This window comes from Brevundimonas sp. (genome assembly GCF_027484365.1).
In the GTDB taxonomy this organism is placed as follows: Bacteria; Pseudomonadota; Alphaproteobacteria; order Caulobacterales; family Caulobacteraceae; genus Brevundimonas.
In genome coordinates this window covers 19,144-42,047 of record NZ_JAIXTC010000013.1, presented here as the reverse complement: position 1 = coordinate 42,047, position 22,904 = coordinate 19,144, and the positions used below count along the sequence as shown (strand labels likewise).

18 protein-coding genes are annotated in these 22,904 nt (G+C 68.3%); 10 read left to right on the top strand and 8 right to left on the bottom strand.

The annotated features are described in order from the left end of the window. Positions 1-44 precede the first annotated feature (44 nt). Positions 45-182 (top strand): hypothetical protein, encoded by a 138-nt coding sequence (locus tag Q0044_RS05280; RefSeq protein ID WP_298160470.1) that lies wholly within the window; start codon positions 45-47, stop codon positions 180-182. 138 nt (positions 183-320) lie between these two features. On the opposite strand, the gene Q0044_RS05275 is transcribed toward Q0044_RS05280, so the two are convergent. Further along, positions 321-2,111: a lytic transglycosylase domain-containing protein gene (locus tag Q0044_RS05275; RefSeq protein ID WP_298160468.1), complete on the bottom strand. Its 1,791-nt coding sequence runs from the start codon at positions 2,109-2,111 to the stop codon at positions 321-323. Between the two features lie 93 nt (positions 2,112-2,204). Further along, a complete protein-coding gene (locus Q0044_RS05270; RefSeq protein ID WP_298160466.1) occupies positions 2,205-2,996 on the bottom strand; it encodes a uracil-DNA glycosylase in 792 nt (263 codons plus the stop codon). 197 nt (positions 2,997-3,193) lie between these two features. Here Q0044_RS05270 and Q0044_RS05265 point away from each other — a divergent pair, with 197 nt between their 5' ends. The 8 genes from Q0044_RS05265 to Q0044_RS05230 all read left to right on the top strand — a co-directional run bounded on the left by Q0044_RS05265 (position 3,194) and on the right by Q0044_RS05230 (position 15,854). Further along, a complete protein-coding gene (locus Q0044_RS05265) occupies positions 3,194-4,849 on the top strand; it encodes an electron transfer flavoprotein-ubiquinone oxidoreductase (protein ID WP_298160500.1) in 1,656 nt (551 codons plus the stop codon). 64 nt (positions 4,850-4,913) lie between these two features. Then, positions 4,914-6,737, top strand: coding sequence for a tetratricopeptide repeat protein (locus Q0044_RS05260; protein ID WP_298160464.1), 1,824 nt, complete (start codon positions 4,914-4,916; stop codon positions 6,735-6,737). Next, entirely contained in the window at positions 6,734-7,636 is a 903-nt protein-coding gene (locus Q0044_RS05255; protein WP_524536149.1) for a 4-(cytidine 5'-diphospho)-2-C-methyl-D-erythritol kinase, read from the top strand. The genes Q0044_RS05260 and Q0044_RS05255 overlap by 4 nt, the downstream gene beginning before the upstream one ends. A gap of 132 nt (positions 7,637-7,768) precedes the next feature. Further along, on the top strand, positions 7,769-8,662 hold the full coding sequence (locus tag Q0044_RS05250) for a glycine--tRNA ligase subunit alpha (RefSeq protein ID WP_298160461.1): 894 nt from the start codon (positions 7,769-7,771) through the stop codon (positions 8,660-8,662). Beyond that, a complete protein-coding gene (glyS, locus tag Q0044_RS05245) occupies positions 8,662-11,061 on the top strand; it encodes a glycine--tRNA ligase subunit beta (protein ID WP_298160459.1) in 2,400 nt (799 codons plus the stop codon). Before Q0044_RS05250 ends, glyS begins: the two co-directional genes overlap by 1 nt. Positions 11,062-11,541: 480 nt before the next feature. After that, positions 11,542-14,232 carry a pyruvate, phosphate dikinase gene (gene ppdK, locus Q0044_RS05240; RefSeq protein WP_298160457.1) on the top strand — a complete coding sequence of 897 codons (2,691 nt, stop codon included), beginning with the start codon at positions 11,542-11,544 and terminating at the stop codon, positions 14,230-14,232. Positions 14,233-14,272: 40 nt separating this feature from the next. Next, a complete protein-coding gene (locus Q0044_RS05235; RefSeq protein WP_298160455.1) occupies positions 14,273-15,166 on the top strand; it encodes a 2-dehydropantoate 2-reductase in 894 nt (297 codons plus the stop codon). Between the two features lie 157 nt (positions 15,167-15,323). Next, positions 15,324-15,854 carry a porin family protein gene (locus tag Q0044_RS05230; RefSeq protein WP_298160454.1) on the top strand — a complete coding sequence of 177 codons (531 nt, stop codon included), beginning with the start codon at positions 15,324-15,326 and terminating at the stop codon, positions 15,852-15,854. Between the two features lie 45 nt (positions 15,855-15,899). Here Q0044_RS05230 and Q0044_RS05225 read toward each other — a convergent pair whose 3' ends face one another. Further along, a complete protein-coding gene (locus Q0044_RS05225) occupies positions 15,900-16,163 on the bottom strand; it encodes a hypothetical protein (RefSeq protein ID WP_298160452.1) in 264 nt (87 codons plus the stop codon). Between the two features lie 178 nt (positions 16,164-16,341). On the opposite strand from Q0044_RS05225, the gene Q0044_RS05220 reads away from it, so the two are divergent. Further along, positions 16,342-17,541 carry a M48 family metalloprotease gene (locus tag Q0044_RS05220; protein ID WP_298160450.1) on the top strand — a complete coding sequence of 400 codons (1,200 nt, stop codon included), beginning with the start codon at positions 16,342-16,344 and terminating at the stop codon, positions 17,539-17,541. A gap of 10 nt (positions 17,542-17,551) precedes the next feature. Here Q0044_RS05220 and Q0044_RS05215 read toward each other — a convergent pair whose 3' ends face one another. From Q0044_RS05215 to Q0044_RS05195, 5 genes are all read right to left on the bottom strand, one after another. Then, the gene (locus tag Q0044_RS05215; protein ID WP_298160447.1) at positions 17,552-17,962 is read right to left on the bottom strand and encodes a hypothetical protein; all 411 of its coding nucleotides are present in this window, start codon (positions 17,960-17,962) and stop codon (positions 17,552-17,554) included. Between the two features lie 19 nt (positions 17,963-17,981). Then, the gene (locus Q0044_RS05210) at positions 17,982-19,133 is read right to left on the bottom strand and encodes a beta-ketoacyl-ACP synthase III (protein ID WP_298160445.1); all 1,152 of its coding nucleotides are present in this window, start codon (positions 19,131-19,133) and stop codon (positions 17,982-17,984) included. A 122-nt stretch (positions 19,134-19,255) separates the two neighbouring features. After that, positions 19,256-21,334 (bottom strand): capsule polysaccharide biogenesis protein, encoded by a 2,079-nt coding sequence (locus Q0044_RS05205; protein WP_298160444.1) that lies wholly within the window; start codon positions 21,332-21,334, stop codon positions 19,256-19,258. 32 nt (positions 21,335-21,366) lie between these two features. Then, positions 21,367-22,200, bottom strand: coding sequence for an HpcH/HpaI aldolase/citrate lyase family protein (locus tag Q0044_RS05200; RefSeq protein ID WP_298160442.1), 834 nt, complete (start codon positions 22,198-22,200; stop codon positions 21,367-21,369). Between the two features lie 2 nt (positions 22,201-22,202). After that, a complete protein-coding gene (locus Q0044_RS05195) occupies positions 22,203-22,880 on the bottom strand; it encodes an SDR family NAD(P)-dependent oxidoreductase (protein ID WP_298160440.1) in 678 nt (225 codons plus the stop codon). Between the last annotated feature and the right edge of the window lie 24 nt (positions 22,881-22,904).

Sequence of the window (22,904 nt, the reverse complement as noted above, 5' to 3'; positions counted from 1 at the left end):
GGGAACGGCGTTACGGTCCCGATCGAACCCGAGACCCCTTCGCCATGTCCTCGCACCCGACGACCGCCCCGAATGTCGCTCCCCCGCAGGCCGCACAGCGTCGCCCGACGCTGATGACCTATGGCGTCTTCATCCTCGTCGGTTGCTGCCTGTGCGCCTCGCTCGTGGGCAGCATTCTCTAAGGTGCACGGCCGCCAAGGCGCGGGCGGTGCTAGAAAAAATTATATAAATCCGTATGTTGCCGCTGGGTCTTAGCTCAGACGATCAAGATTTGGACTCTGTGGACCCGGGCACGCCGAGTCCATCGAAGTGCAGGGGGCTCAGCGCGTCCCGACCGGCGCCATCGACGCCACCTGAACCGGCTCGGTCGGGGCGGGCGTCGCGCCGGGAGGCGGAGCCACATAGTCCAGGCTGATCGGCACCAGGGTCTGGCCGGCCGCGACGGCGTCGAGCGTATTCAGCGGTCCGCCCGTCATGCGCTGATAGATCCAGTAGGCTGCGACCACCTTCTCCACATATTCGCGGGCCTGGGGCACGTCGATCGTCTCGATCAGCAGCAGGGGATCGGGGTTCGATCCCAGTCGGCGCAAGGCGCCCAGCATCGGTCCCGGTCCGGCGTTGTAGCTGGCCACGGCGCGCAGCAGGTCGCCCTGGAACTCCGGCCGCGCGAGCATGCGGTTCACATAGGTCTGGCCGAGGCGGACATTGGTCGCCGGCGTGAACAGCCGCCGGGGGTTGGAGACGAAACCCCGGTCGCCGGTCATTTCCGCCGCGGTCGACGGCATCACCTGCATCAGGCCATAGGCGCCGACGGGTGAACGGGCGGAGGCGTTGAAGGCGCTTTCCTTGCGGGCGATCGCGTAGACGAGCGACCGTTCCAGCGTCCAGCCGCCATCGGGGACGATCTCCGGCATCGGATAGTTGGCCGCGTCGATCCGGGTCGTATCGCCGCCGTTGCCGCCGCCCAGACGCGGTCCCAACACGCGGGCGAGCCCGGTCCAGAGGCGGCGCGTCCGCTCGCTGGCCGTGCGCAGGCCGTTCCTCAGCTCGTCACGGGCGTCGCCGGCGCGACCGATCTCGAAGAAGGCCACCGTGCGTCGCGCGCGGGGCTCGGTGTTCAGGAACTCGTCCATCTCGCGCTGGTTGATGCCGATGGGGCCGTCGCTGGACGGTGTTGTGCGGGCCACCGCTTCGTAGGGAACCGGGCCGCCGCTGTTCACGACGGTCGGCTCCTGTCCCAGCTGACGCAGGGCGATCTGGCCGTAGAAGGTCGCGGGCCAGCGGGCGGACAGGGTCAGGAATTCCTGGACCCGGTCCTGACGGCCGATCTGACCAGCTGCGCGGGCGGCCCAGACGCCGGCGCCCGCACGGGTCCAGCTGTCTTCCGTCGGATCGACGGCGACGCGTTCGAAGGCGGTGAAGGACCGGGGAAAGTCGCCCATCCGCCACGCGGCGAGACCCACGACCCACCAGTCGCCGATCTGCTCGCCCTGGCTGACGGCGCCCTGCAGGTCGTCGCGGTTCAGAGCGACGCGCGCGGCCTTGGCGGGATCGGCTTCTGAGTTGCCCCCGGCCGCAGCCACCTGGTCCCAGGCTCGGCTGAAATAGGCCCCGGTCGGGCGGCGCGGCGGCTCGGCGCCGTCCGGGCGGCGACGTTCTGCCAGGGCATAGACCCTCTGCGCGCTCGGCAGGTCGGCATAATCCTGAAGCCAGGCCGCCAGTTCATCATAGGTCGCAGTGTAGTCGGGGTGGAACAGCCGTTCGAACTCGACCTGGCCCAGCAGGACCCGGTCATTGGCCTGACGCGCCGAATTGCGGGCGGTCTCCAGGTCACCCCGACGCAGGGCGTCGAAGGCGGTGGTGTAGCTCAGCCGGTCGGCGTTCGAGAGGGCGTTGGTGCTGATGCGGAGGCCCTGTTCGCCCTCTTCAGAGTTCTCGGCAGCGACCGTGGAAACATAGGGTTCAGGCGCGGCCATGACGGGCAGGGCGACGGCCGATGCGGCGGCCATCACAAAGGCGAGCGTCGGCGCCCGGAGGACGCGGCGGCGGAAACTGAACAAGGCGGCGGCCCCCTCGTGCTGCGCGTTTCCCGTCTCGATTCGGGATGCCACGCGCGGTCTGCGATCGGTCGTCAAAGCGGAAGTATGCCGCAAAGCTGTGACTTCCTCAATCACATCAGCGGCATGGACACCATATGTCCGGGTCTACGGCTTTTGCGGGGCGTCCAGCCTCACGGCCAGTTCCAGCATGTCCGCCCAGGCCTGACGCTTCGCCTGGGGCTGCCTCAGCAGGAAGGCGGGATGCAGGGTCGCGATGACCGGGGCCGAGACATCGCCCTCCGCCAGTCGCCACTCCCGCCACTGGCCGCGCATGCGCATGATGCCCTCGTCGGTCCTGAGCACCGCCTTGGCGGCCGCGGCGCCCAGCAGCAGCACGGCCTTCGGCTTCATCAGTAAGAAGGCCCGCTCCACGAACGGGGCGCAGACCGCCTGTTCCTGCGGCGTCGGCGTGCGGTTGCCCGGGGGGCGCCAGAAGACGGTGTTGGTGATGTAGACCCTGTCGGTCAGCCCCGCCGCCGCGATCATCCGGTCGAGCAGCTTGCCGGCCGTGCCGACGAAGGGCTGGCCCGCCGCGTCCTCCTCGGCGCCGGGCGCCTCGCCGATGATCAGGATCGGGGCATGGGGATCGCCGCGACCGAAGACACAGCCCCTGGCGCCCATCCCGACCAGTTCGCAGCCCTTGAAGCCGGCGGCGGCCTCGGCCAGCGCCTCCATCGTGTCCGCGCCGTTGGCCAGTCTGCGCGCGTCCGACGTCGCATCGACCATGTCGACGACCGTCGTGACCGACGCCGTCGCCCTGGTCACGGCCTTCAGGGCGGGGGCGACGACGATGGTCCGGTCGACTGCGGCCTCTTCGAAACAGGCGTCCACCCCTGCGTCAGCCCAGAAGGCGAGCAGGCTTTCGATCGCGGCGATGTCTCGGGGTTCGGCGTTCATGGCTGGACGCGATCAGGGATAAGCCTTGACCGCCCTCGCGTCACCTTCCGATAAGTGGATAACGACAAGACGCACGAGGAACGAGAAACGACATGGCCGAGGAAGCGATCGAAGGCGGCGTTGAAACGGCGGCCCAGGAAGCCATCCTCGACAACCTGCCGCCGCTGGAGGCGCTTCAGGGCGTCGAGCGCGAGGTCATGGAATATGACGTCCTGATCGTCGGCGGCGGCCCGGCCGGCCTCGCCGCAGCCATCCGCCTGAAACAACGCGCGGAGAAGGACGGGAAGGAGATTTCCGTCGCCGTGCTGGAGAAGTCGGCCGAGCTCGGCGGCCACATCCTGTCCGGCGCTGTGATCGACCCGAAGGCGCTGGGCGAGCTGTTCCCGGACTGGAAGGCGATGGGCGCGCCTCTGGAGACTTCGGTCACGAAGGACCGGTTCATGATCCTCGGGCCGATGGGCCAGATCAGCCTGCCGATGGCGATGCTGCCGCCCATGATGCATAACGACGGCTGCTACATCGCCTCGCTCGGCAATGTCACACGCTGGCTGGGCGAGCAGGCCGAGGGTCTGGGCGTCGAGATCTATCCTGGCATGGCCGCCAGCCATGTCGTCTGGGACGAACCGTCCGGGCGGGTGAAGGGCGTGGTCGCCGGCGTTTTCGGCATCGACAAGCACGGCGCCCCGACCGGCGACTTCCAGCCGGGCATCGAACTGCACGGCAAATACGTCTTCATCGCCGAGGGCGTGCGGGGTTCGCTGGCCAAGACCATCACCGCGCGGCACAGGCTGCAGGACGGCCGGTCGCCCCAGAAATACGGCATCGGCCTCAAGGAACTGTGGCAGGTTCCGCCCGAAAAGCACCAGCCCGGCCTGGCCCAGCACACGACGGGTTGGCCGCTGGACGAGTTCACCGGCGGCGGCTCCTTCATGTACCACTTCGGGGACAACTACGTGGCCATCGGCTACGTCGTGCACCTGAACTACAAGAACCCGTTCCTCTCTCCGTTCGACGAGTTCCAGCGCTTCAAACACCACCCGGCCATCGCCGAACACCTGGAAGGCGGGACCCGCATCTCCTATGGCGCGCGGGCCATCACCGAGGGCGGTTTCCAGTCGGTGCCGAAGCTCAGCTTCCCCGGCGGCGTCCTGATCGGCTGCTCGGCCGGCTTCGTGAACGTCCCGCGGATCAAGGGCAGCCACAACGCCATGAAGACCGGCATGCTGGCCGCCGACGCCGCCTATGAGGCCGTGATGTCGGGGCGTGCAGGCGATGAACTGGTCGAATACCAGACCGCCTACGAGAACAGCTGGGTCTATCAGGAGCTGAAACGCGTCCGGAACGCCAAGCCCCTGCTGACGAAGTTCGGCACCACTGTCGGCGGCGCGCTCGGTATCTTCGACATGTGGTTCGGAACCCTCTTCGGCGGCCTGTCGCTGTTCGGAACGCAGAAGCACGCCAAGACCGACGCCGCCTCGACCGAACCGGCTTCGAAGCACAAGGCGATCGCCTATCCGAAGCCGGACGGCAAACTCAGCTTCGACAAGCTGTCGTCGGTGTTCATCTCCAACACCAACCACGCCGAGGAACAGCCCGCTCACCTGAAGCTGATCGACCCGACCGTGCCGATCCGCGTCAACCTGCCGAAATACGGGGAGCCCGCGCGCCTCTACTGCCCGGCCGGGGTCTATGAGGTCGTCTACGCGGACGAGGTCGCCCGGACCGATCCGAAGTTCGTCATCAACGCCCAGAACTGCGTCCACTGCAAAACCTGTGACATCAAGGATCCGTCACAGAACATCGTCTGGACGACGCCTGAGGGCGGCGGCGGTCCGAACTATCCGAACATGTAGGCCCGACCCTGACGGGGGAGGATTGGGCCTTGTCGCCGCCGCATAAGCCGGTGAATGTCGGGGAATGCGTCATGCCTCCCTCCGCTCGATCCTCATCGCCTTCACCGCCCTGACGGCGGCTGCCGCCTTCGCGCAGGAGGCGCCGCCGGTAGCGGACCCCGCGCCGCGAATTCAGGATGTCCTGCCTGAGCCGGCTGTCGCCGCGCCCCTGCCGCCGGTTGCCCCCCTGATCGCCGTCGGCGAGGCGGCCGAGGCGCCCGCGCCGACCATCGAGGCCATTCCCCGGGTCTGGTCTCCCGCGCCGCGCGATGACGAGGGCCGCACCGCCTATGGCCTCTACCTCTCCGGCCGGTCGGCGCTGAGCCGTGGCGAAGCCGAAACGGGAGCCGTCTATCTCGGGGCCGTGGAGAGCCTGACCCCGGAACAGCCGACGGTTCGTGACCAGGCTTTCACCGCCGCCCTGCTGGCCGGCGATCTCGATGTCGCCGCCCGGATCGCGCCCGATCCCGAAACCGCCTCGCCCGTCATCGCCGAGGCCGGGGCTCTGGTGTCCGTGGTCCAGACCTTCGTCGGCGGCGACGCCCGCACGGCCAACGCGGCGCTGAAGGCCCGCCCGGTCCTGGCCCCCCACGCCCGCGCCGCCGCCCTGATCGGCCCCTGGATCGCTGCCGCCGCCGGGGACTGGGACACGGCCCTCGCCGAACCCAATCCGACCGGGGACCCGATCACCGTCCTGTTCGGCCGCTATCATCAGGCCCAGTTGCTGGAGCATCGCCGTCGCTTCGACGAGGCCGAGGCCGAACTCCACGCCCTGGCCCTTGATGCCCGCGCCGCGCCCCTGTTCCGCGCCGCCTATGGCGAGTTCCTCGAGCGCCGCGGCAAGCGGGCCGAGGCGCTGGCCTTCTACGACACCACCCTGGCCGCCGGATCGCAGGATACGACCATCGTCGCTGCCAGGGCCCGTGTGGCTGCCCGGGGCCGGCCGCCGGCCCTCGCTGACTACCGGGACGGTGCCGCCCGCGCCCTCATCATCGCCTCCCGTCAGGCGTCAAACGAAAATGCAAACGAGTTCGCGGTCGTCTATCTGCGCCTGTCTCTGAACCTGAAGCCCGACGCCGACACCCGCTATCTGCTGGGCCAGACCCTGGCCAAGGCGAACCTCGACAAGGCCTCGCGTTCGGCCCTGGCCCTGGTGCCGCGCAGCGATGCCCCCCTCTTCGCCGCTGCCCAGGTCGCGATCGGCCTGAGCCTGGCCGAGGATCAGCAACTGGACGAGGCGCTCGCCGCCTTCCAGACGGCGCGCGAGGCCCGCCCGAACGACCCGGCCATCGCCTTCGTCACTGCCGGCCAGCTACTGCAGCTCGAGCGGTACGAAGAGGCGCTGACCCTGCTGAACGGACCGCTTCTCGATGTCGAGAACCAGAGCGGCCAGATCCGCTTCATGCGCGGCGCCGCCTATGAATCCCTCGGCCGGATTCCCGAGGCCGAGGCCCAGCTGTGGGCCGCCTTGCAGGCGGAGCCCGAGGAACCAACCTATCTGAATTACCTCGGCTACCTCTGGGTCGACTCGGGCGCCCGGATCGCCGAGGGCGCCGAGATGATCGCCCGCGCCCATGCCGCCGACCCGGACAACGGCAACATCCAGGACAGTATGGGCTGGGCGCTCTACCGCCAGGGACGGTTCGAGACGGCCGTCGCCATCCTTGAAGACGCCGTGACCAAGGAGCCCGCGAACGCCGAGATCAACGACCACCTCGGCGACGCCTACTGGCAGGTGGGACGGCGGCGCGAGGCGGGCTTCCAGTGGAACCGCGTCCTGACTCTCGAACCGGACGACGAACGTCGCGCCGAGGTGGAGCGCAAGCTGACCCAGGGGCTGGAGCCCTGACCACGCCCTGGCCCGACACGCTGTCGGCCCTGGCTCCGGCAAAGGTCAATCTGTTCCTCCATGTCGCCGCGCCCGGCTCCGACGGCTACCACCCCCTGTCCAGCCTTGTGGCCTTCGCCGACGTCGGTGACCGGGTCTGGGTGACCCACGCGGATCGCCTGTCCCTGACGGTCACCGGTCCGTTCGCCGCCGCCCTGGCGGGCGATGACGACAACCTGATCCTGCGGGGCATGCGCGAGCTCGGGCATGTGGCGGGCATCGGCGAGCCGTCCCTGGCGATCACCCTGGAGAAGACGCTTCCGATCGCGGCGGGACTGGGCGGCGGGTCGTCGGACGCCGGCGTCGCCCTGAAGCTCGCTACGAAGGCTCTGGGTCTCCATCTGACCGAGGCCGAACTGGCGGGTCTCTCGCGTGTCGTCGGAGCCGACGGTCCCATGTGCCTGGCCGCCCGGTCCGCCTGGGCGGAAGGCGTCGGCGACCGGCTGACCTTCGAGCCCGCGCTTCCGCCGCTCCACGCGGTTCTCGCCAATCCGGGTCGCCCGTCGCCGACCGGAGCCGTCTATTGCGCCTATGACGCCGGAGCGACGAGGTCGGCCGACCGTCCCGACCCGCCGGCCGACTGGTCGCCCGCGACCGTGATCGACTGGCTGGCCCGGCAGCGGAACGACCTTCAGTCGCCCGCCGTGGCCCTTGAGCCCGAAATCGGCGCGGCCCTGTCCGCCATGGCGGCGACCGGCGCACGGCTGACCCGGATGTCGGGGTCGGGGGCGACCGTCTTCGGCCTGTTCGAGGACGCCGCCGCCGCTGCCGGTGCCGCCGCCGCCCTGCGCGACAACCACGGCGATTGGTGGATCGAGGCGACAGTGTTGGGCGGCGATGCGGCGACTGCCGGACCTTGAGTCCCGGCCTTTGGCGTGAATTCAGGGGCCCAATCTTCGCCGCAGCGTGATCCGACCGGAAAACCGGGTTCCACTTTTCCGGATCGCGCCCTAGGGTCCGCCGCCTTTACTCCTTGCCCAAAAGACTCCCCCGTGGCCGCACCGACCGAACCGCTCGCCTTCCAGGACCTGATCCTGACCCTGCAGAAATACTGGGGTGATCGCGGCTGCGCGATCCTGCAGCCCTATGACGAACAGGTCGGCGCCGGGACGCTTCATCCCGCGACGGTCCTGCGCGCGCTCGGGACGAAGCCGTGGAAGGCCGCCTACGTCCAGCCCAGCCGCCGCCCCGGCGACGGCCGCTATGGCGAGAACCCCAACCGGCTTCAGCACTACTACCAGTTCCAGGTCATTCTGAAGCCGAACCCGGCGGACCTGCAGGAGCTCTATCTCGGTTCGCTGCACGCCATCGGCATCGATCCCAAGCTGCACGACATCCGTTTCGTCGAGGACGACTGGGAGAACCCGACCGTGGGCGCCTGGGGTCTGGGCTGGGAGGTCTGGTGCGACGGCATGGAGGTGACCCAGTTCACCTATTTCCAGGGCGTCGGCGGCATCGAGTGCGACGTCGTCTCGGGCGAGCTGACCTATGGGCTCGAGCGTCTGGCGATGTACGTCCAGGGCGTCGACAACGTCTATGACCTGAAGTTCAACAAGGACGGCCTGACCTATGGCGAGGTCTTCCTCGAGAACGAACGCCAGCAGTCGGAAGCCAATTTCCACGGCTATGACGTCGAAGGCCTGAAGCGCCGCTTCGAGGACATGGAGGCGGAATCGACCCGCCTGCTCGCCATGACGGGACCCCAGGGCCAGCAGCTGGTCCTGCCCGCCTACGACCAGGTCCTGAAAGCGTCCCACCTCTTCAACCTGATGGACGCCCGCGGCGCCATCGCCGTCGCCGAACGGCAGAGCTACATCGGCCGCATCCGCGACCTCTGCAAAGCCTGCGCCCTCGCCTACGTCGAACAAGAGCGGAAAACCGCCTGATGCCCCAGCTCCTCCTCGAACTGTTCTCGGAAGAGATCCCCGCCCGCATGCAGGGGGGCGCCGCGCGCGACCTCGAACGCATGGCCTCTGAACGGCTGAAGGCCGCCGGCCTCACCTGGGACGCCCTGACCACATACGCAGGCCCGCGCCGCCTGACGCTCGTTATCGAAGGCCTGCCGACCGCGACCCCGGACCGCTCGGAAGAGCTGAAGGGCCCGCGCGCCAATGCCCCGGAACAGGCGCTGGAAGGCTTCCTGCGCAAGACCGGCCTGACCCGTGACCAGCTGACCGAGCGCGACGGCGTCCTGTTCGCCGTGATCGACCAGAAGGGTGTCGAGACGACCGCCGTGGTCGCCGAGACGGTCGAGCATGTGGTCCGGAACTTCCCCTGGCCCAAGTCGATGCGCTGGGCAGATGCGACCCTGCGCTGGGTGCGGCCGCTGAAGCGGATCGTCTGCCTGTTCGACGGTCAGGTGGTGCCGTTCGCCATCGCTGATGGGTCGCCCGGCGGCGGTGCGATTGCGAGCGGCGACACGACCGAGGGGCATCGTTTCCTCGGTTCGGGCCAACCGTTCGCGGTCAAGGATTTCGCCGACTACCGCGCGAAGCTGGAACAGCATTTCGTCCTGCTCGACGTCGCCGACCGCAAGCTGAAGATCCTCGAGGCCGCCCGCGCCGCCTGCCATGCGCGCGGTCTGGAGATGGTCGACGACGACGGCCTGCTGGAGGAGGTCGCCGGCCTCGCCGAGTGGCCGACGCCGATCCTGGGCGACATGGACCCGCAGTTCCTCGACCTGCCGCCCGAGGTGGTGCGTCTGTCGATGAAGGTGCACCAGAAATATTTCGCCGTCCGCGATCCCTCGACCGGCAAGCTGGCCCCCAACTTCCTCGTCGTCGCCAATGTCGAGGCCTCCGACGGCGGCGCGGCCCTGGCCGCCGGCAACAGCCGCGTCCTGTCCGCCCGCCTGAACGACGCCCGCTTCTTCTGGGACGAGGACCGCAAGGTCGGTTTCGACGCCTGGCTGTCGAAACTGTCCGGCGTCACCTTCCACGCCAAACTGGGCACGATGGCCGAGCGCGTCGAACGTATCGCCGCCCTCGCCCGCGAGATCGCCCCGCTGGTCGGCGCGAACCCCGACGAGGCGTTCGAGGCGGCGCGTCTGTCGAAGGCCGATCTGGCCAGCGGCATGGTTGGGGAGTTCCCGGAGCTTCAGGGGATCATGGGCGGCTACTATGCGCGCCTGTCTCCTTCTCCCCTCGGGGGAGAAGGTGGCCCGTCAGGGCCGGATGAGGGGGATGCGTCCGTCGCCCCGACCGGCGCCGGGTCTGCCTCGACCAGCCCCCTCATCCGTCAGGCTCCGCCTGCCACCTTCTCCCCCGAGGGGAGAAGGGATCGGATCGCCGACGCCATCCGCGACCATTACAAGCCGCAGGGCCCGGCCGACACGGTCCCGACCTCGCCCCTGACCGTCGCCGTCGCCCTCGCCGACAAGCTCGACACCCTCGTCGGCTTCTTCGCCATCGACGAGAAGCCTACGGGCTCGAAGGATCCGTTCGCCTTGCGGCGGGCGGCGCTGGGGGTGATCCGGCTGATCCAATCGTCCGAGGCTCGAGTTTCCCTTGGTCAGATCGTCGAGTTCGCATTCGGGTCGGTCCTGGATCAGGCAGGCCAGAAGTATCTGGCCCGATATCCTGTCGAAGGCACTTCGGCGTTCACCGATTTCATGCCCAATGACAGCTATGCAGGCAGGGCCGCTGTCGTCTCCAGGGCGGAGGCGGGGGTCCTCGTTCTCGCCGATGCTTCGTCGCTCGGAGCTGGCAACGAAGATGGACGGGGTTGGACCTATACGGCGGTGCCGACGCCATCTGCGTTTGCCGACGACCTGCTGGCCTTCTTCGCCGACCGCCTGAAAGTCCTCCTCCGCGACCAGGGCAAGCGCCACGACCTCGTGGACGCCGTCTTCGCCCTGGGCGACGACGACCTCGTGCGCATAGTGCGGCGGGTGGAGGCGCTGGACGCCTTCCTCGCCACCGACGACGGCGCCAACCTGCTGGCCGGCTACAAGCGCGCCTCCAACATCCTCAAGGCCGAGGAGAAGAAGGGCGCCGTTCCGGCCGGCATGGTCCAGACCGGCCTTCCGAACCAGCCCGAGGCCGAGGCGCGCCTCGCCTTCGCCGCCGACGCGGCCCGCACCGCCGTCGACATCGCTCTGGACGCCGAGGATTTCGCCGCCGCCATGACGGCCCTCGCCGCTCTGCGCGCCCCGGTGGACGCCTTCTTCACCGACGTCCTGGTCAACTCCGACGTGGCCGAGGAACGCGACAACCGCCTGAAACTGCTGGGCCAGGTCCGCGCCGTCATGGGCAAGGTCGCCGACTTCGGCCAGGTGGCGGGGTAGCCGACTTCCTTCTCCCCTTGCGGGAGAAGGTGGCAGCCGGAGGCTGACGGATGAGGGGTCGCACAGGCGGTTGGAATGGGCTGAGCGTGCACTGACCTTCGATGTCCGCGTGACCCCTCATCCGACCTCGCTTCGCTCGGCCACCTTCTCCCGCAAGGGGAGAAGGGCAGGGCCCATACCCATCATCAGACGCCCCGATTTCCTCAATCGGATCAACGCCCGGCTCTGACGAAGCGCTTTATATCCATCACCCTCCGAAACGGGCGCATGATACCGGGTCAGCCCACGCCGTCCCGGACGGTCCGGTCGCTTCGGACGCTTCGGACGGTGTTTTCGGGTCCGGCCTCGCCCACGGAACCGAAACAACCCATCACCCTTTGTTACAGCCCGGCCTCGCCTTCGCGCGCGCAGCACGTTAGTCAGGGCGGCATGCGAGCGGGGTGAACCCGCCGGTCAAGACACGGCTTCAGGGGACTATTGATGACTCAGTGGGTGTACGGCTTCGGTGGCGGTTCCGCCGACGGCGATGCGTCGATGAAGAACCTGCTGGGCGGCAAGGGTGCGAACCTGGCCGAGATGGCGAAGCTGGGCCTGCCGGTGCCCCCCGGTTTCACCATCACGACCGAGGCCTGCGTCCACTATTTCTCCAACGGGAACGCCTATCCGTCCGATCTGGCCGGCCAGGTCGCGACCGGTCTGAAGACCGTCGAATCGGTCGTGGGCAAGACCTTCGGTGATGCGGCCAATCCGCTGCTGGTCTCCGTGCGATCCGGCGCCCGCGCCTCCATGCCGGGGATGATGGACACGGTCCTGAACCTGGGTCTCAACGACCAGACCGTCGAAGGCCTGGCGAACCTGTCGGGCGACCGCCGCTTCGCCTTCGATTCCTACCGTCGCTTCATCACCATGTATTCGAACGTGGTGCTGGGCCTCTCGCACGACGACTTCGAAGAGGTGCTGGACGACCACAAGGATCGTCTGGGCGTCACTGTCGACACCGACCTTTCGGCCGCCGACTGGGAAAAGGTCGTCGCCGAATACAAGACCGTGGTCGAGCGCGAGCTGGGCCGGCCCTTCCCCCAGGACCCGCATGAACAGCTGTGGGGCGCCGTTTCGGCCGTCTTCGCCAGCTGGATGAACGACCGGGCCAAATTCTATCGCCGCATGCACGACATCCCCGAAAGCTGGGGCACGGCCGTCAACATCCAGTCGATGGTCTTCGGCAATATGGGCGAGACCTCGGCCACCGGCGTCGCCTTCACCCGCAACCCCTCGACGGGCGAATCGAAGCTGTACGGCGAGTTCCTGATCAACGCCCAGGGCGAGGACGTCGTCGCCGGCATCCGCACGCCCCAGTCCCTGACCAAGGCCGGCCGCGAGGAGATGGGCGAGACCGCCCCTTCGATGGAAGAGGCGATGCCCGAGGTCTTCGCCCGGTTCGTCGACGTCGTCGGCACGCTGGAACGCCACTACCGCGACATGCAGGACATCGAGTTCACGGTCGAACAGGGCCGGCTCTGGACGCTCCAGACCCGCAACGGCAAGCGCACCGCCAAGTCGGCGCTGAAGATCGCGGTCGACCTCGCCGCCGAGGGCGTGATCACCCAGGAAGAGGCGATCAGCCGCGTCGAGCCGTCCGCGCTGGACCAGCTGCTCCACCCGACGCTGGACCCCAACGCGGTCCGCAAGGTCGTGGCCGCCGGTCTCCCGGCCTCGCCCGGTGCCGCCACCGGCAAGATCTGTTTCGACGCCGATGAGGCCGAGCGGCTGAACCAGCTGGGCGACGCGGTGATCCTGGTCCGCGAGGAGACCTCGCCCGAGGACATCCACGGCATGCACGCGGCGCGCGGCATCGTCACGGCGCGCGGCGGCATGACCAGCCACGCGGCCGTCGTCGCACGCGGCATGGGGCGTCCCTGCGTCTCGGGCGCCGGCGAGATCCACATCGACGAACAGGCCCAGACCTTCACGGCGCGCGGCCGGACGTTCAAGGCCGGCGAGGTCATCACCATCGACGGGTCGAAGGGCGAGGTGCTGGACGGCGCTGTGGCCATGATCGAGCCCGAGCTGACCGGCGACTTCCAGACCCTGATGGCCTGGGCCGACAAGGTCCGCCGCCTCAAGGTCCGCGCCAATGCCGAGACCCCGCTGGACGCCCGCACCGCGCGCGGGTTCGGCGCCGAGGGCATCGGCCTGTGCCGCACCGAACACATGTTCTTCGACGAGGCCCGGATCGCCGCGGTGCGCGAGATGATCCTGGCGGACGACGAGGCCGGTCGCCGCACGGCGCTCGACAAGATCGAACCGTTCCAGAAGTCGGACTTCGTCGAGCTGTTCACCATCATGGCCGGCCTGCCGGTCACCGTCCGCCTGCTCGATCCGCCTCTGCACGAGTTCATCCCGCACTCCGACGAGGACATCGACGCCCTGGCCGCCACCTCGGGCATCGACGCGGCCAAGTTGAAGCGCCGGGCCCGTGAGCTGCACGAGACCAACCCCATGCTCGGCCACCGCGGCTGCCGCCTCGGCGTCGCCTATCCCGAGATCTACGAGATGCAGGTCCGGGCGATCCTCGAGGCCGCGCTGGAGGTCAAGAAGACCGCCGCCGAGGCCCCCATTCCCGAGATCATGCACCCCCTGGTCGCCATGGGCCTGGAGATGAAATACCTGCGCGAACTGACCGACCGGACGGCCAAGGCCGTGTTCGAGAAGGCCGGGGACAGCGTCCAATACCTGGTCGGCACTATGATCGAACTGCCGCGCGCGGCGTTGCGTGCGGGCGACCTGGCCGAACACGCAGAGTTCTTCTCCTTCGGCACCAACGACCTGACCCAGACCACCTTCGGCATCTCGCGCGACGACTCGGGCCGCTTCCTGCAGGCCTATATGGACAAGGGCATCTTCGAGACCGATCCCTTCGTCCGCCTCGACCAGGAAGGCGTCGGCGACCTGATCCGCATCGCCGCCGAGCGGGGCGGGGCCGTGCGCCCCGACATCAAGATGGGCATCTGCGGCGAGCACGGCGGCGACCCCGCCTCGATCGCCTTCTGCGAGGAGGTCGGCCTCGCCTATGTCAGCTGCAGCCCCTACCGCGTGCCGATCGCCCGTCTGGCCGCGGCCCAGGCGGCCCTGGTCTCACGCGGCGGCGAGGCCCGCGAAAAGGATCGGTGATCGCGTTGCGGGCCGGCGGGGCAGGGCCTAAGTCCCGCCTATGCCCTTCGCCGCAAAGCTTTCCATCGCCGTCGTCGGCCCCGGTGCGATCGGCGGAACGGTCGCGGCCTGGCTGTCGCACAGCCCGCTCGTCTCGTCGGTCACCCTGTGCGCCCGGACGTCCCTGGACCGGCTTGTGGTCGAGGTCCCTGGCGGGCGCCTGATCGAGGCCCGTCCGCGTGTCGTCACCGACCCGTCGAGGATCAAGGAGCCCGCCGACTGGGTCCTCGTCGCAACCAAGGCCTATGACGTCGCAGCCGCCTCGGCTTGGCTGGAACCCCTGGTCGGCCCCGATACCCGGGTCGCCGTCCTCCAGAACGGCGTCGAGCATGTCGAACGGTTCGCGCCCTTCGTCGCGCGGGAGAAGATCCTGCCCGTCGTTGTCGACATCCCTGCAGAACGCAGCGCGCCCGGCCGGATCCAGCACCGCCGCGACGGGACCGTCATCGTCCCGGCCGGTGAGACGGGCGAGGCCTTCGTCGCCCTGTTCGCCGAAAGCGTCATCGACGCCTCTGTCACGGACGACTTCGTCACCGTCGCCTGGACCAAGCTGGCCCTGAACTGCGCCGGGGCGGTCAATGCCCTGACCGGTCTCCCGGGCGGGGTGGTGCGCGAGGCCGGCGTCGCCGACCTGATGCGGGCCATGGTGCGCGAATGCGTGCTGGTCGGCCGGGCGGTCGGCGCGGACCTGGGCGACCACGTCCCCGACTGGGTCGTGGAGCGGGCGGAGACCTCCCCGCCCGACTCCGTCAACTCGCTCCTCGGCGACCGACTGGCGGGTCGCCCGATGGAGTGGGACGCCCGCAACGGCGTCATCGCCCGCTTCGGCGCAGCCCATGGCATCGCCACGCCGCTGAACGCCATGGCCGCGACCCTGCTGTCGGCGATGGAATAGGGCGGCAAAGCGGCGAGTATAACGCTGTCTGTGCTTCCGTGCGCACAGTTTCCATCATGTAATGAATTGGCCTTGGAACGGCCCTGCTGCATTCATACTTGAGCACTCGCTGGATGGGGCCGGGACAACAGTCCCGCATCTAGGAGCTATAGAAACTATGCGTAACATTATTCTCGCGACCGCTGCCATTTCACTGTTCGCTGTTCCAGCGATGGCTCAGACCGTCTCCACGCCTCAGTGGTCGGGATCGGCCGGCTACACGGCCCTCGACGCCGAAGGCGCCGATTTCGGCGCGATCACCGGCCGGGTCACAGCCCGCCTGCACCCGAACTTCGCCGTGGAAGGCGAGGCCTCGATCGGCGTCCGTGACGACAACGTCACCGTCGCCGGTGTGAACGCCAAGGTCGAACACGACTATGACGCCGCCGCCTATGCTGTCGGCATCCTGCCGGTCTCGCCGAATTTCGAACTGTTCGGTCGCGTCGGCTACGGCACGACCTCGATCAAGGCCGAGGCCGCCGGCATCCGCGCCGGGGCGGATGGCGAAAGCGTCAACTACGGCGTCGGCGCCAACTACTTCTTCGATGCCCGGAACGGCGTCCGCGCCGACTGGACGCGTCGCGACTTCACCGATGACAACGGTGGTGAAGTGGACACCTACGGCGTCAGCTACGTGCGCCGCTTCTGATCGAAAATGCCGGCTCCCCGTCCGCTGTGCGGGCGGGGAGGTCCGTCAGCCGGGCTCGGCCACCAGGGCCCAGCGCATCGACCCGTCGCCGAACGGCCGGGTGAACCATTCCGAATAACGTTCGAAGGCTTCGACCACGGCCAGACGAAGGTCCTGGGTCACCGGCTCGCCGCGCTGTCGCTTCAGGGCCGCGACGCAGTCGATGACGACATTCTGGTGCGCCGAACCGCCAAGCGATTTCAGCACCATCGCGACGTCGCGCGCGAGGGCTTCCAGAAAGCCGGGAGATTTGGCGGGCGATTGGCTCATCGGGGAGGACTCCGTGCCGCTCGGTGTCTGGTTGCGCCGTCCTCCCAGAGTCGGCCGACGGACGCAAGCCATGCCGATGTTCGTCGGGTCATCAGTTCGTGATCGCGGCCCCTACCTGTCGGCGAATTAAGCTGACAAGCTGAGCTGTCGGGGGCTTGTTCGCCGGACGGAGGGCCCCATGCCGACACTCGATCCCGCAGCCGAAACTGCCCGCTACCTCGCCACCCTGTCGCCAGAGGAGACCGCCCGGGCCATCGCCTATACGCAAGGGGGCCACTGGCTGATCCTTGGCGGATTTCTGGTCGCAATCGCGGTCGCCCTCATCCTGGTGAAGACAGGCCTTCTGGTCGCCATTCGATCCTCGCTGGAGCGACGTCGCCGTAGGCCGAAGCTCGCGTCCTTCGTGGTCGGTCTGGTTTATCTGGCGCTCAGCTGGGTGCTGACCCTGCCGTGGGAGATGTATGCCAGCTGGTATCGCGAGAAACACTATGGCCTGACCGAACAGTCTCTCGTGGGCTGGCTGACCGAGGCCGCCATCGGTGCGGCCATCTCCACCGTCTTTACCGCAGTGCTGATCATGGGCATCTATTTGCTGATCCGCCGGGCGCGTCGCCTTTGGTGGGCCTGGGCCTCGGCGTTGACGGCTGCAGCTGTCGTCTTCACGCTCCTGATCAGCCCGATCTTCATCGAACCGATATTCAACACCTACACGCCTGCGCCTGACGGTGCGATGCGCGACGCGGTCGTGGCCCTGGCCGAAAAGACCGGCACGCCGTCAGACAAGATCTACATCTATGACGGCTCCCGACAGTCGGACCGCTATACGGCCAATGTTTCGGGCCTGTTCGGCTCGGCGCGGGTCGCGATGAGCGACGTGATGTTCAGGCAGAATGCCGACATCGCCGAGGTGCGCGGTGTCGTGGGCCACGAGATGGGCCACTACGTCCACATGCATTCCCTGTGGATTGTGGGCGTCCTCAGCATCCTGGCGGCGCTGGCCTTCTTCCTGACCGATCGGCTCTATCCGCTGGCCAGAGGCCTCCTGGGCGCAGACCGGGTCGGCGACATCTCTGATCCGGCGGGTCTGCCGGTTCTGGGCGCGGTCCTGGCCGTTCTCGGCCTGTTGGCCACACCAGTCCAGTCGACCCTGGTCCGCACGATAGAGGCCGACGCCGACCGCTTCTCGCTGGTCCATGCCAATGAGCCCGACGGGCTGTCGAAAGCCCTGATCAAGACCGCCGAATATCGGGCCCCGTCGCCGGGCGCGCTGGAGGAGTTCCTGTTCTACGACCACCCGTCGGTCGAAAACCGGATCCGCCGGGCTATGGAATGGAAGGCGACCCATCCGCCGGAAGCCTCCGGCCCCGGGACGCCCTGATCGTCAGCCGTCAGGCCGGTCGGCAGATCTGGACGCGGGCGCTGGTCCAGCACCGGCCAGACAGGGTGACGGCCCCGAGCGGTTCTTGCGCGTGGGAGGCCCCTTGGCCGCCGTTCCAGAAGGCCTCGGTCACGCCCTCATAGGTGTTGAGGTAGACGAACACCTGGGGCGCTGTGATCGTGCCGGTGTTCAGGGTGATCGTCGTCGGGTCGCTGTCGTCCACGGGGCAGGGCGCGTCGAGATAGATCTTGCCGTCCACGACGATTAGGCAGTGGGTCGGATCCGGTTCCGACGTTGCATGCGCGACCTCGGGCGCGACCGGCGCCGGGCTCGTCGCGCCGGTCGCGGGTTCAGCCGTCGTGTTGTCACAGGCTCCGAGGGCGAACACCGCCAGCAGTGCTGGAATCGACAGACCCTTCATTCCTGACCTCCCCGGGTGATCAGCTCCGTTTTTGCACGAACACCGTTCCGGCGGAATAGCCCGCGCCGAAACTGCAGATCAGGCCCGTGTCGCCGGCCTCGAAGCCGTCCTGATGCAGGTGGAAGGCGATGATCGAACCGGCCGACGAGGTGTTGGCGTATTCGTCCAGGATGATGACGTTCTCGTCCGCGTCAGGATCGCGGCCCAGAACCTTGCGGCCGATCATCTGGTTCATGTTGATGTTGGCCTGGTGCAGCCACATCCGCTTCAGGCCGGTCGGCTCGATGCCCAGATCACCAGCGTGTTCGATGATCATGTCGGAGACCATGGGCACCACGTCCTTGAACACCTTGCGGCCCTGCTGGATGAACAGTTTGTCGTCCTGCTGGCCGGCGGCGCGATCGGTCCCCGCAGGCGCGTCCGTCTCCAGAGCCCAGCGGTTCAGGAAGCCGAAATTGTTGCGGATGTTGTTGGAAAAGACGGTCTTCAACCGCGTCCCCAGGACATCCCAGCCACCGGGGCCGGCCGTGTCCGAGCTCTCCACGATCACCGCGGTGCAGACGTCGCCGAAGATGAAGTGGCTGTCGCGGTCGGTGAAGTTCAGATGCGCCGAACAAACCTCGGGGTTCACCATCAGCACGGCCTTGACCGAGCCCGACGCGATGAAGTCGGCCGCCGTCTTGATGCCGAAGGTCGCCGAGGAACAGGCCACGTTCATATCGAAGCCGAAGCCGTCGATTCCCAGAGCCTGCTGAATCTCAACGGCGAGGGCCGGGTAGGGGCGGGGCATGTTGGACGCGGCGCACAGGACGGCGCCGATCTCCGAGACCGGCTTGCCCCAGGCCTCGATCGCCTGGCGTGCGGCCTTCACCGCCATCTCGGCCATGATCGAAAGTTCGTCGTTGCTCCGTTCCGGGATGCGCGGCGCCATCCGTCGGGGATCGAGCACGCCCGCCTTGTCGAGCACGAACCGGCTCTTGATACCTGAGGCCTTCTCGATGAACTCGACCGAGGACGGGGTCAGGGCGGCGACGTCGCCCTCGGCGATCTGGAGCGCGTGGTCGGTGTTCCAGGCCTCGGCCCAGGCGTTGTAGGCCTCCACCAGTTCGGCGTTCGAGATCGACTGTTCGGGGGTGAACAGGCCGGTGGCGGCGATGACGGCGTGTGACACTCTGTTTTCGTCCCTATCGCTCGGCTCGGGGAGCTTCGCTGCTTGAGGGACGGTTGGCGTCCCTGTCGATCGGCGCGCGGCGCCTCGGTGTTTGAGGGACGTGAGCGCCCTCAAGACTGGTTTCAATAGGCCGGTGGCGGGCGTCGGTCGAGACTGGCGAGAAGGCCCTTCCACCAACGCGCGATCTGATGCGGCGGCGCCTCGGGCGGAGGGTCGTTGCGTGCGGCGATCAGGGCGGTCACCAGATCCTCGGCTTCGCAGGGCCAGCCGGCCGGCGTGACGTAGATCGGATATTCGATCAGTGCTGCGGCCACGAGCGCGTCCAGACTGGCCCGACGGGTCCGGCGCTCATAGGTCATCCGGTCCTGCGTCAGGCCCCAGCCCCCATAGAAGGGCCGGCCATAGGTCGCCACCGTCTTGCCCCGCAAAAGGGCCTCGAACCCCGACAGCGACGTCAGGGTCGCCAGCACGTCGCAGGCCTCCAGACAGTCGATGATGTCGAAATCGTCCGCTGTCGCGTCCACGGCATGGATCGCCGAGGCGTCGAGCATCCCGGGCCGGTTGCCGCTCATGACGTCCGGGTGATTGCGGTAGATCAGGAAGGCGTCCGGATAGTCCGCGCGCGCAGCCTCCACGAGCCCCGAGTTGGTGCGGATGTCGCCGCAGCCTTTCAGGATCGACTTGTCGTTCTCGACCTGGCCGACGACCAGCACCTTACGAGCCCCGCCCGGCCAGTTGGGGCGGCGTCCGTCGCCCTCGAGATTGTATTTCGACAGGCCGGCGTCGACGACCCGTTCGCGAAGGGCGTCAGCACGCGCCAGTATCGCCGGGGACTGGCCGCCGCCCTCGATCAGGCTTTCCAGCCGTGAAGGCCCGGTCGGATCGTAGTAGACGCCCTCGTCGTCCAGGGCGACGCTGAGCGCTCCGAAGAAGTCCGAGCCGAGACCGCGCGAGCGGATGAAGCCGTCTTCCATCCGCACCACCGGCGCGGGGGTGGTCGCGGCGACGCCGGCGATCTCCGCCGTCTCCTTGCCGGCCCAGTAAATCAGCCGACCGCCGGTCTCCTCCGCCCTGGCCGCGGCGCGGCTGGCGGAGGCGAAGTATTTCATCGTGGTGCGCGGGCCATTCAGCAGTCGCCGGATCGGAGGCCGCTTGGCGGGCGAAAACCCGACGCCGGCCCAGTAGCCCGCCAGTCGATCGGCGCGATCCCGCAGCGAGACCAGTCGCTCGATCGCCGCCTCGACCTCGCAGCGCAGACCCGTCACCGGGTCGACGTAGCGGGCATAGGCGATCAGGGCGGCGGCGGCGACGGTTTCCAGATCGCGGGCGACCCCGCGCCGTCCGGTATGCACCTCGTCCGTCGTCAGCCCCCAGCCCGAATAGAAGGAGGCGCCGAAACACCGGACAGGCAGGCGGCGCAGCAGGGCCTCGAACCCCAGGGCCGAGGTCACGCACCAGACCTCGTCCACTTCGGCGAGAAGTTCGGCCGGGCGCACGTCGGCGTCCAGAAGGGTGACGCCCTTCAGGTCCGCATCGGTGATACAGCCCTTCTTCTTGCCCGCCGCCACGGCGGGGTGGCGTTTGACGATCAGCTGGGCCTCGGGCCGCTCCGTCCTGGCCGTCCGCACCATGGTCGCGAAACTCTCCGGCCCCGCCAGACCGTTGCCGATCGAGGCGTCCCCCGCCGTCTGGTCGACAAGCAGGATGCGCTTGCCCGGCTTCAGGATCGACCGATCAAGCGGTCCGCCCATGTTGGTCTTCGACAGGCCCGAGACCACCACCTTGTCGATCAGCGCCGCCGACCGCGCGCGCATCGCGGCGTCGCACCAGTCCGGGGCCGTCTCGATCAGCCGTTCCAGCCGGCTGGGCCGGGTCGCATCGTAATAGATCCCGATGTCGTCGACGATCAGGCTCAGCGACGCCGACCCGGTTTCGCCCAGTCCGATGGAGCGCAGGAACCCGTCCTCGAGCGCCAGATAGGGGAGGTTCCGACTTTCGGCGCGCTTGCGGCCGACGTTGGACGACGGCTTCAGGCCCCAGCCCACTATGGCGTCGACGGTCGCGAACGGGCTGGCCTTCAGATCAAGCTCGGGCAGGAAGGTTCGCAGGAACGGAACGTCGAGGATGCCCGGCGAACATACCCAGGCCCGCCGGGGCGAACCGCCGGGCACATCCGTGCTGAGAGGGACAGGGTGTTGCAACCGTTACGCTTTCGCCGTGCTCGGCTATTGGTCTATCGGCTCGGGGCGGCGCGCGCCAGCAGGGCCTGTGCGCGTGCGAGATGAAGCCGCTCGACCATGGCGCCGTCGACCCGGATCGCGCCCGATCCGCCCGCCTCCGGAGCAGCGAAGGCGTCGACGACGGCCTGTGCCTGGGCGATCTCCTCCGGGGTCGGAGAAAAAGCCGCGTGCGCCGCCTCGATCTGGTTCGGATGGATCAGGCTCTTGCCGTCGAAGCCGTAGAGCCGACCCTGCGCGCATTCGGCCGCCAGGCCTTCCGGATCGCTCAACCCGTTGAACACTCCGTCGATGGCCGCCAGACCATTGGCCCGCGCCGCCGCCACGGTCGCCGCCAGCCAGGGCTTCAGCGGTTCACGGTCCTTCGAGGGCCCGGTCCCCAGGGTGGCCGCCAGGTCGTTGACCCCGAGCATGAGCGCCCTCAGCGGCCCTCCCGCGCCTGCGATAGACTGGAGATCGAGCAGGGCCCGTGGCGTCTCGATCATGGCGCAGAGCCGCACGCCTTCATCCATCCGCGCATCATAGGCGTCGATCAGGCCGGGGTCCTCGATCTTGGGCGCGACGATCCAGGCCAGAGGCAGGCCGGAGAGCGCTTCCAGATCGGCTTCGCCCCAGTCTGTCCCCAGTGCATTGACCCGCACCCCGACCGCGCCCCTGAAACCGCCGGCCTTCAGCGCAGCGACCGCCGCCGCCCGCGCCCCGGCCTTCATCTCCGGAGCGACCGCGTCCTCGAGGTCCAGCACGGCGAGGTCGCAGTTCAGGCCGCGCGCCTTTTCGACGGCGCGGGCATTGGAGGCGGGCAGGAACAGCAGGCTGCGGGGGGTGTCCATGTTCAGACGCGACCGGTGACGGGGATCAGGGCTCCCGTGATCGCGCGCGACGCCGGCGAGGCGAGGAATAGCATCACCTCGGCCAGATCGGACGGCTGGACCCAGCGGGCCGGATCGGTGTCGGGCATGTCCTTTCGGTTCTGGGGCGTATCCAGAATGGACGGCAGGACGGCGTTGACGGTCACCGAGGTCTCTTTCAGTTCCTCGGCGAGCGCCTCGGTCAGCCGGTGCACCGCCGACTTGGACGCGCCGTAGGCGCCCATACCCGCCGCCGCCTTCAGCGCGCCATTGGCGCCGACATTGATGATCCGCCCCTCGGCCGAGGCCTTCAGGTGGGGCAGGGCGGCGCGCGAAGCGTTGAGGGCGGTGGTCAGGTTCAGCGCGAACATCCGGTCCCACGCCGGCGCGGCGTCTTCCGTCGTCTGCCACACAAATCCGCCGGCGATGTTCAGCAGGGCGTCGATGCCGCCGAACCGCCCGACCACCTGGGCCATGGCCGTCTCGGTCCCGCCCGCGTCGGTCAGATCCACGCCGCCGATCTCCAGCGCCCCGTCAGGCGCGGCCTCGCCGGTCGCATGGTCGATGAGGGCGACGTTCAGTCCGTCGGCCAGCGCCGCCTCGACGACGGCCCTGCCGAGACTGCCATGGCCGCCGGTGACGACGAGGGTGCGAGAGGTCATGAGGGGTCTCCTTGGCCGTGGGGG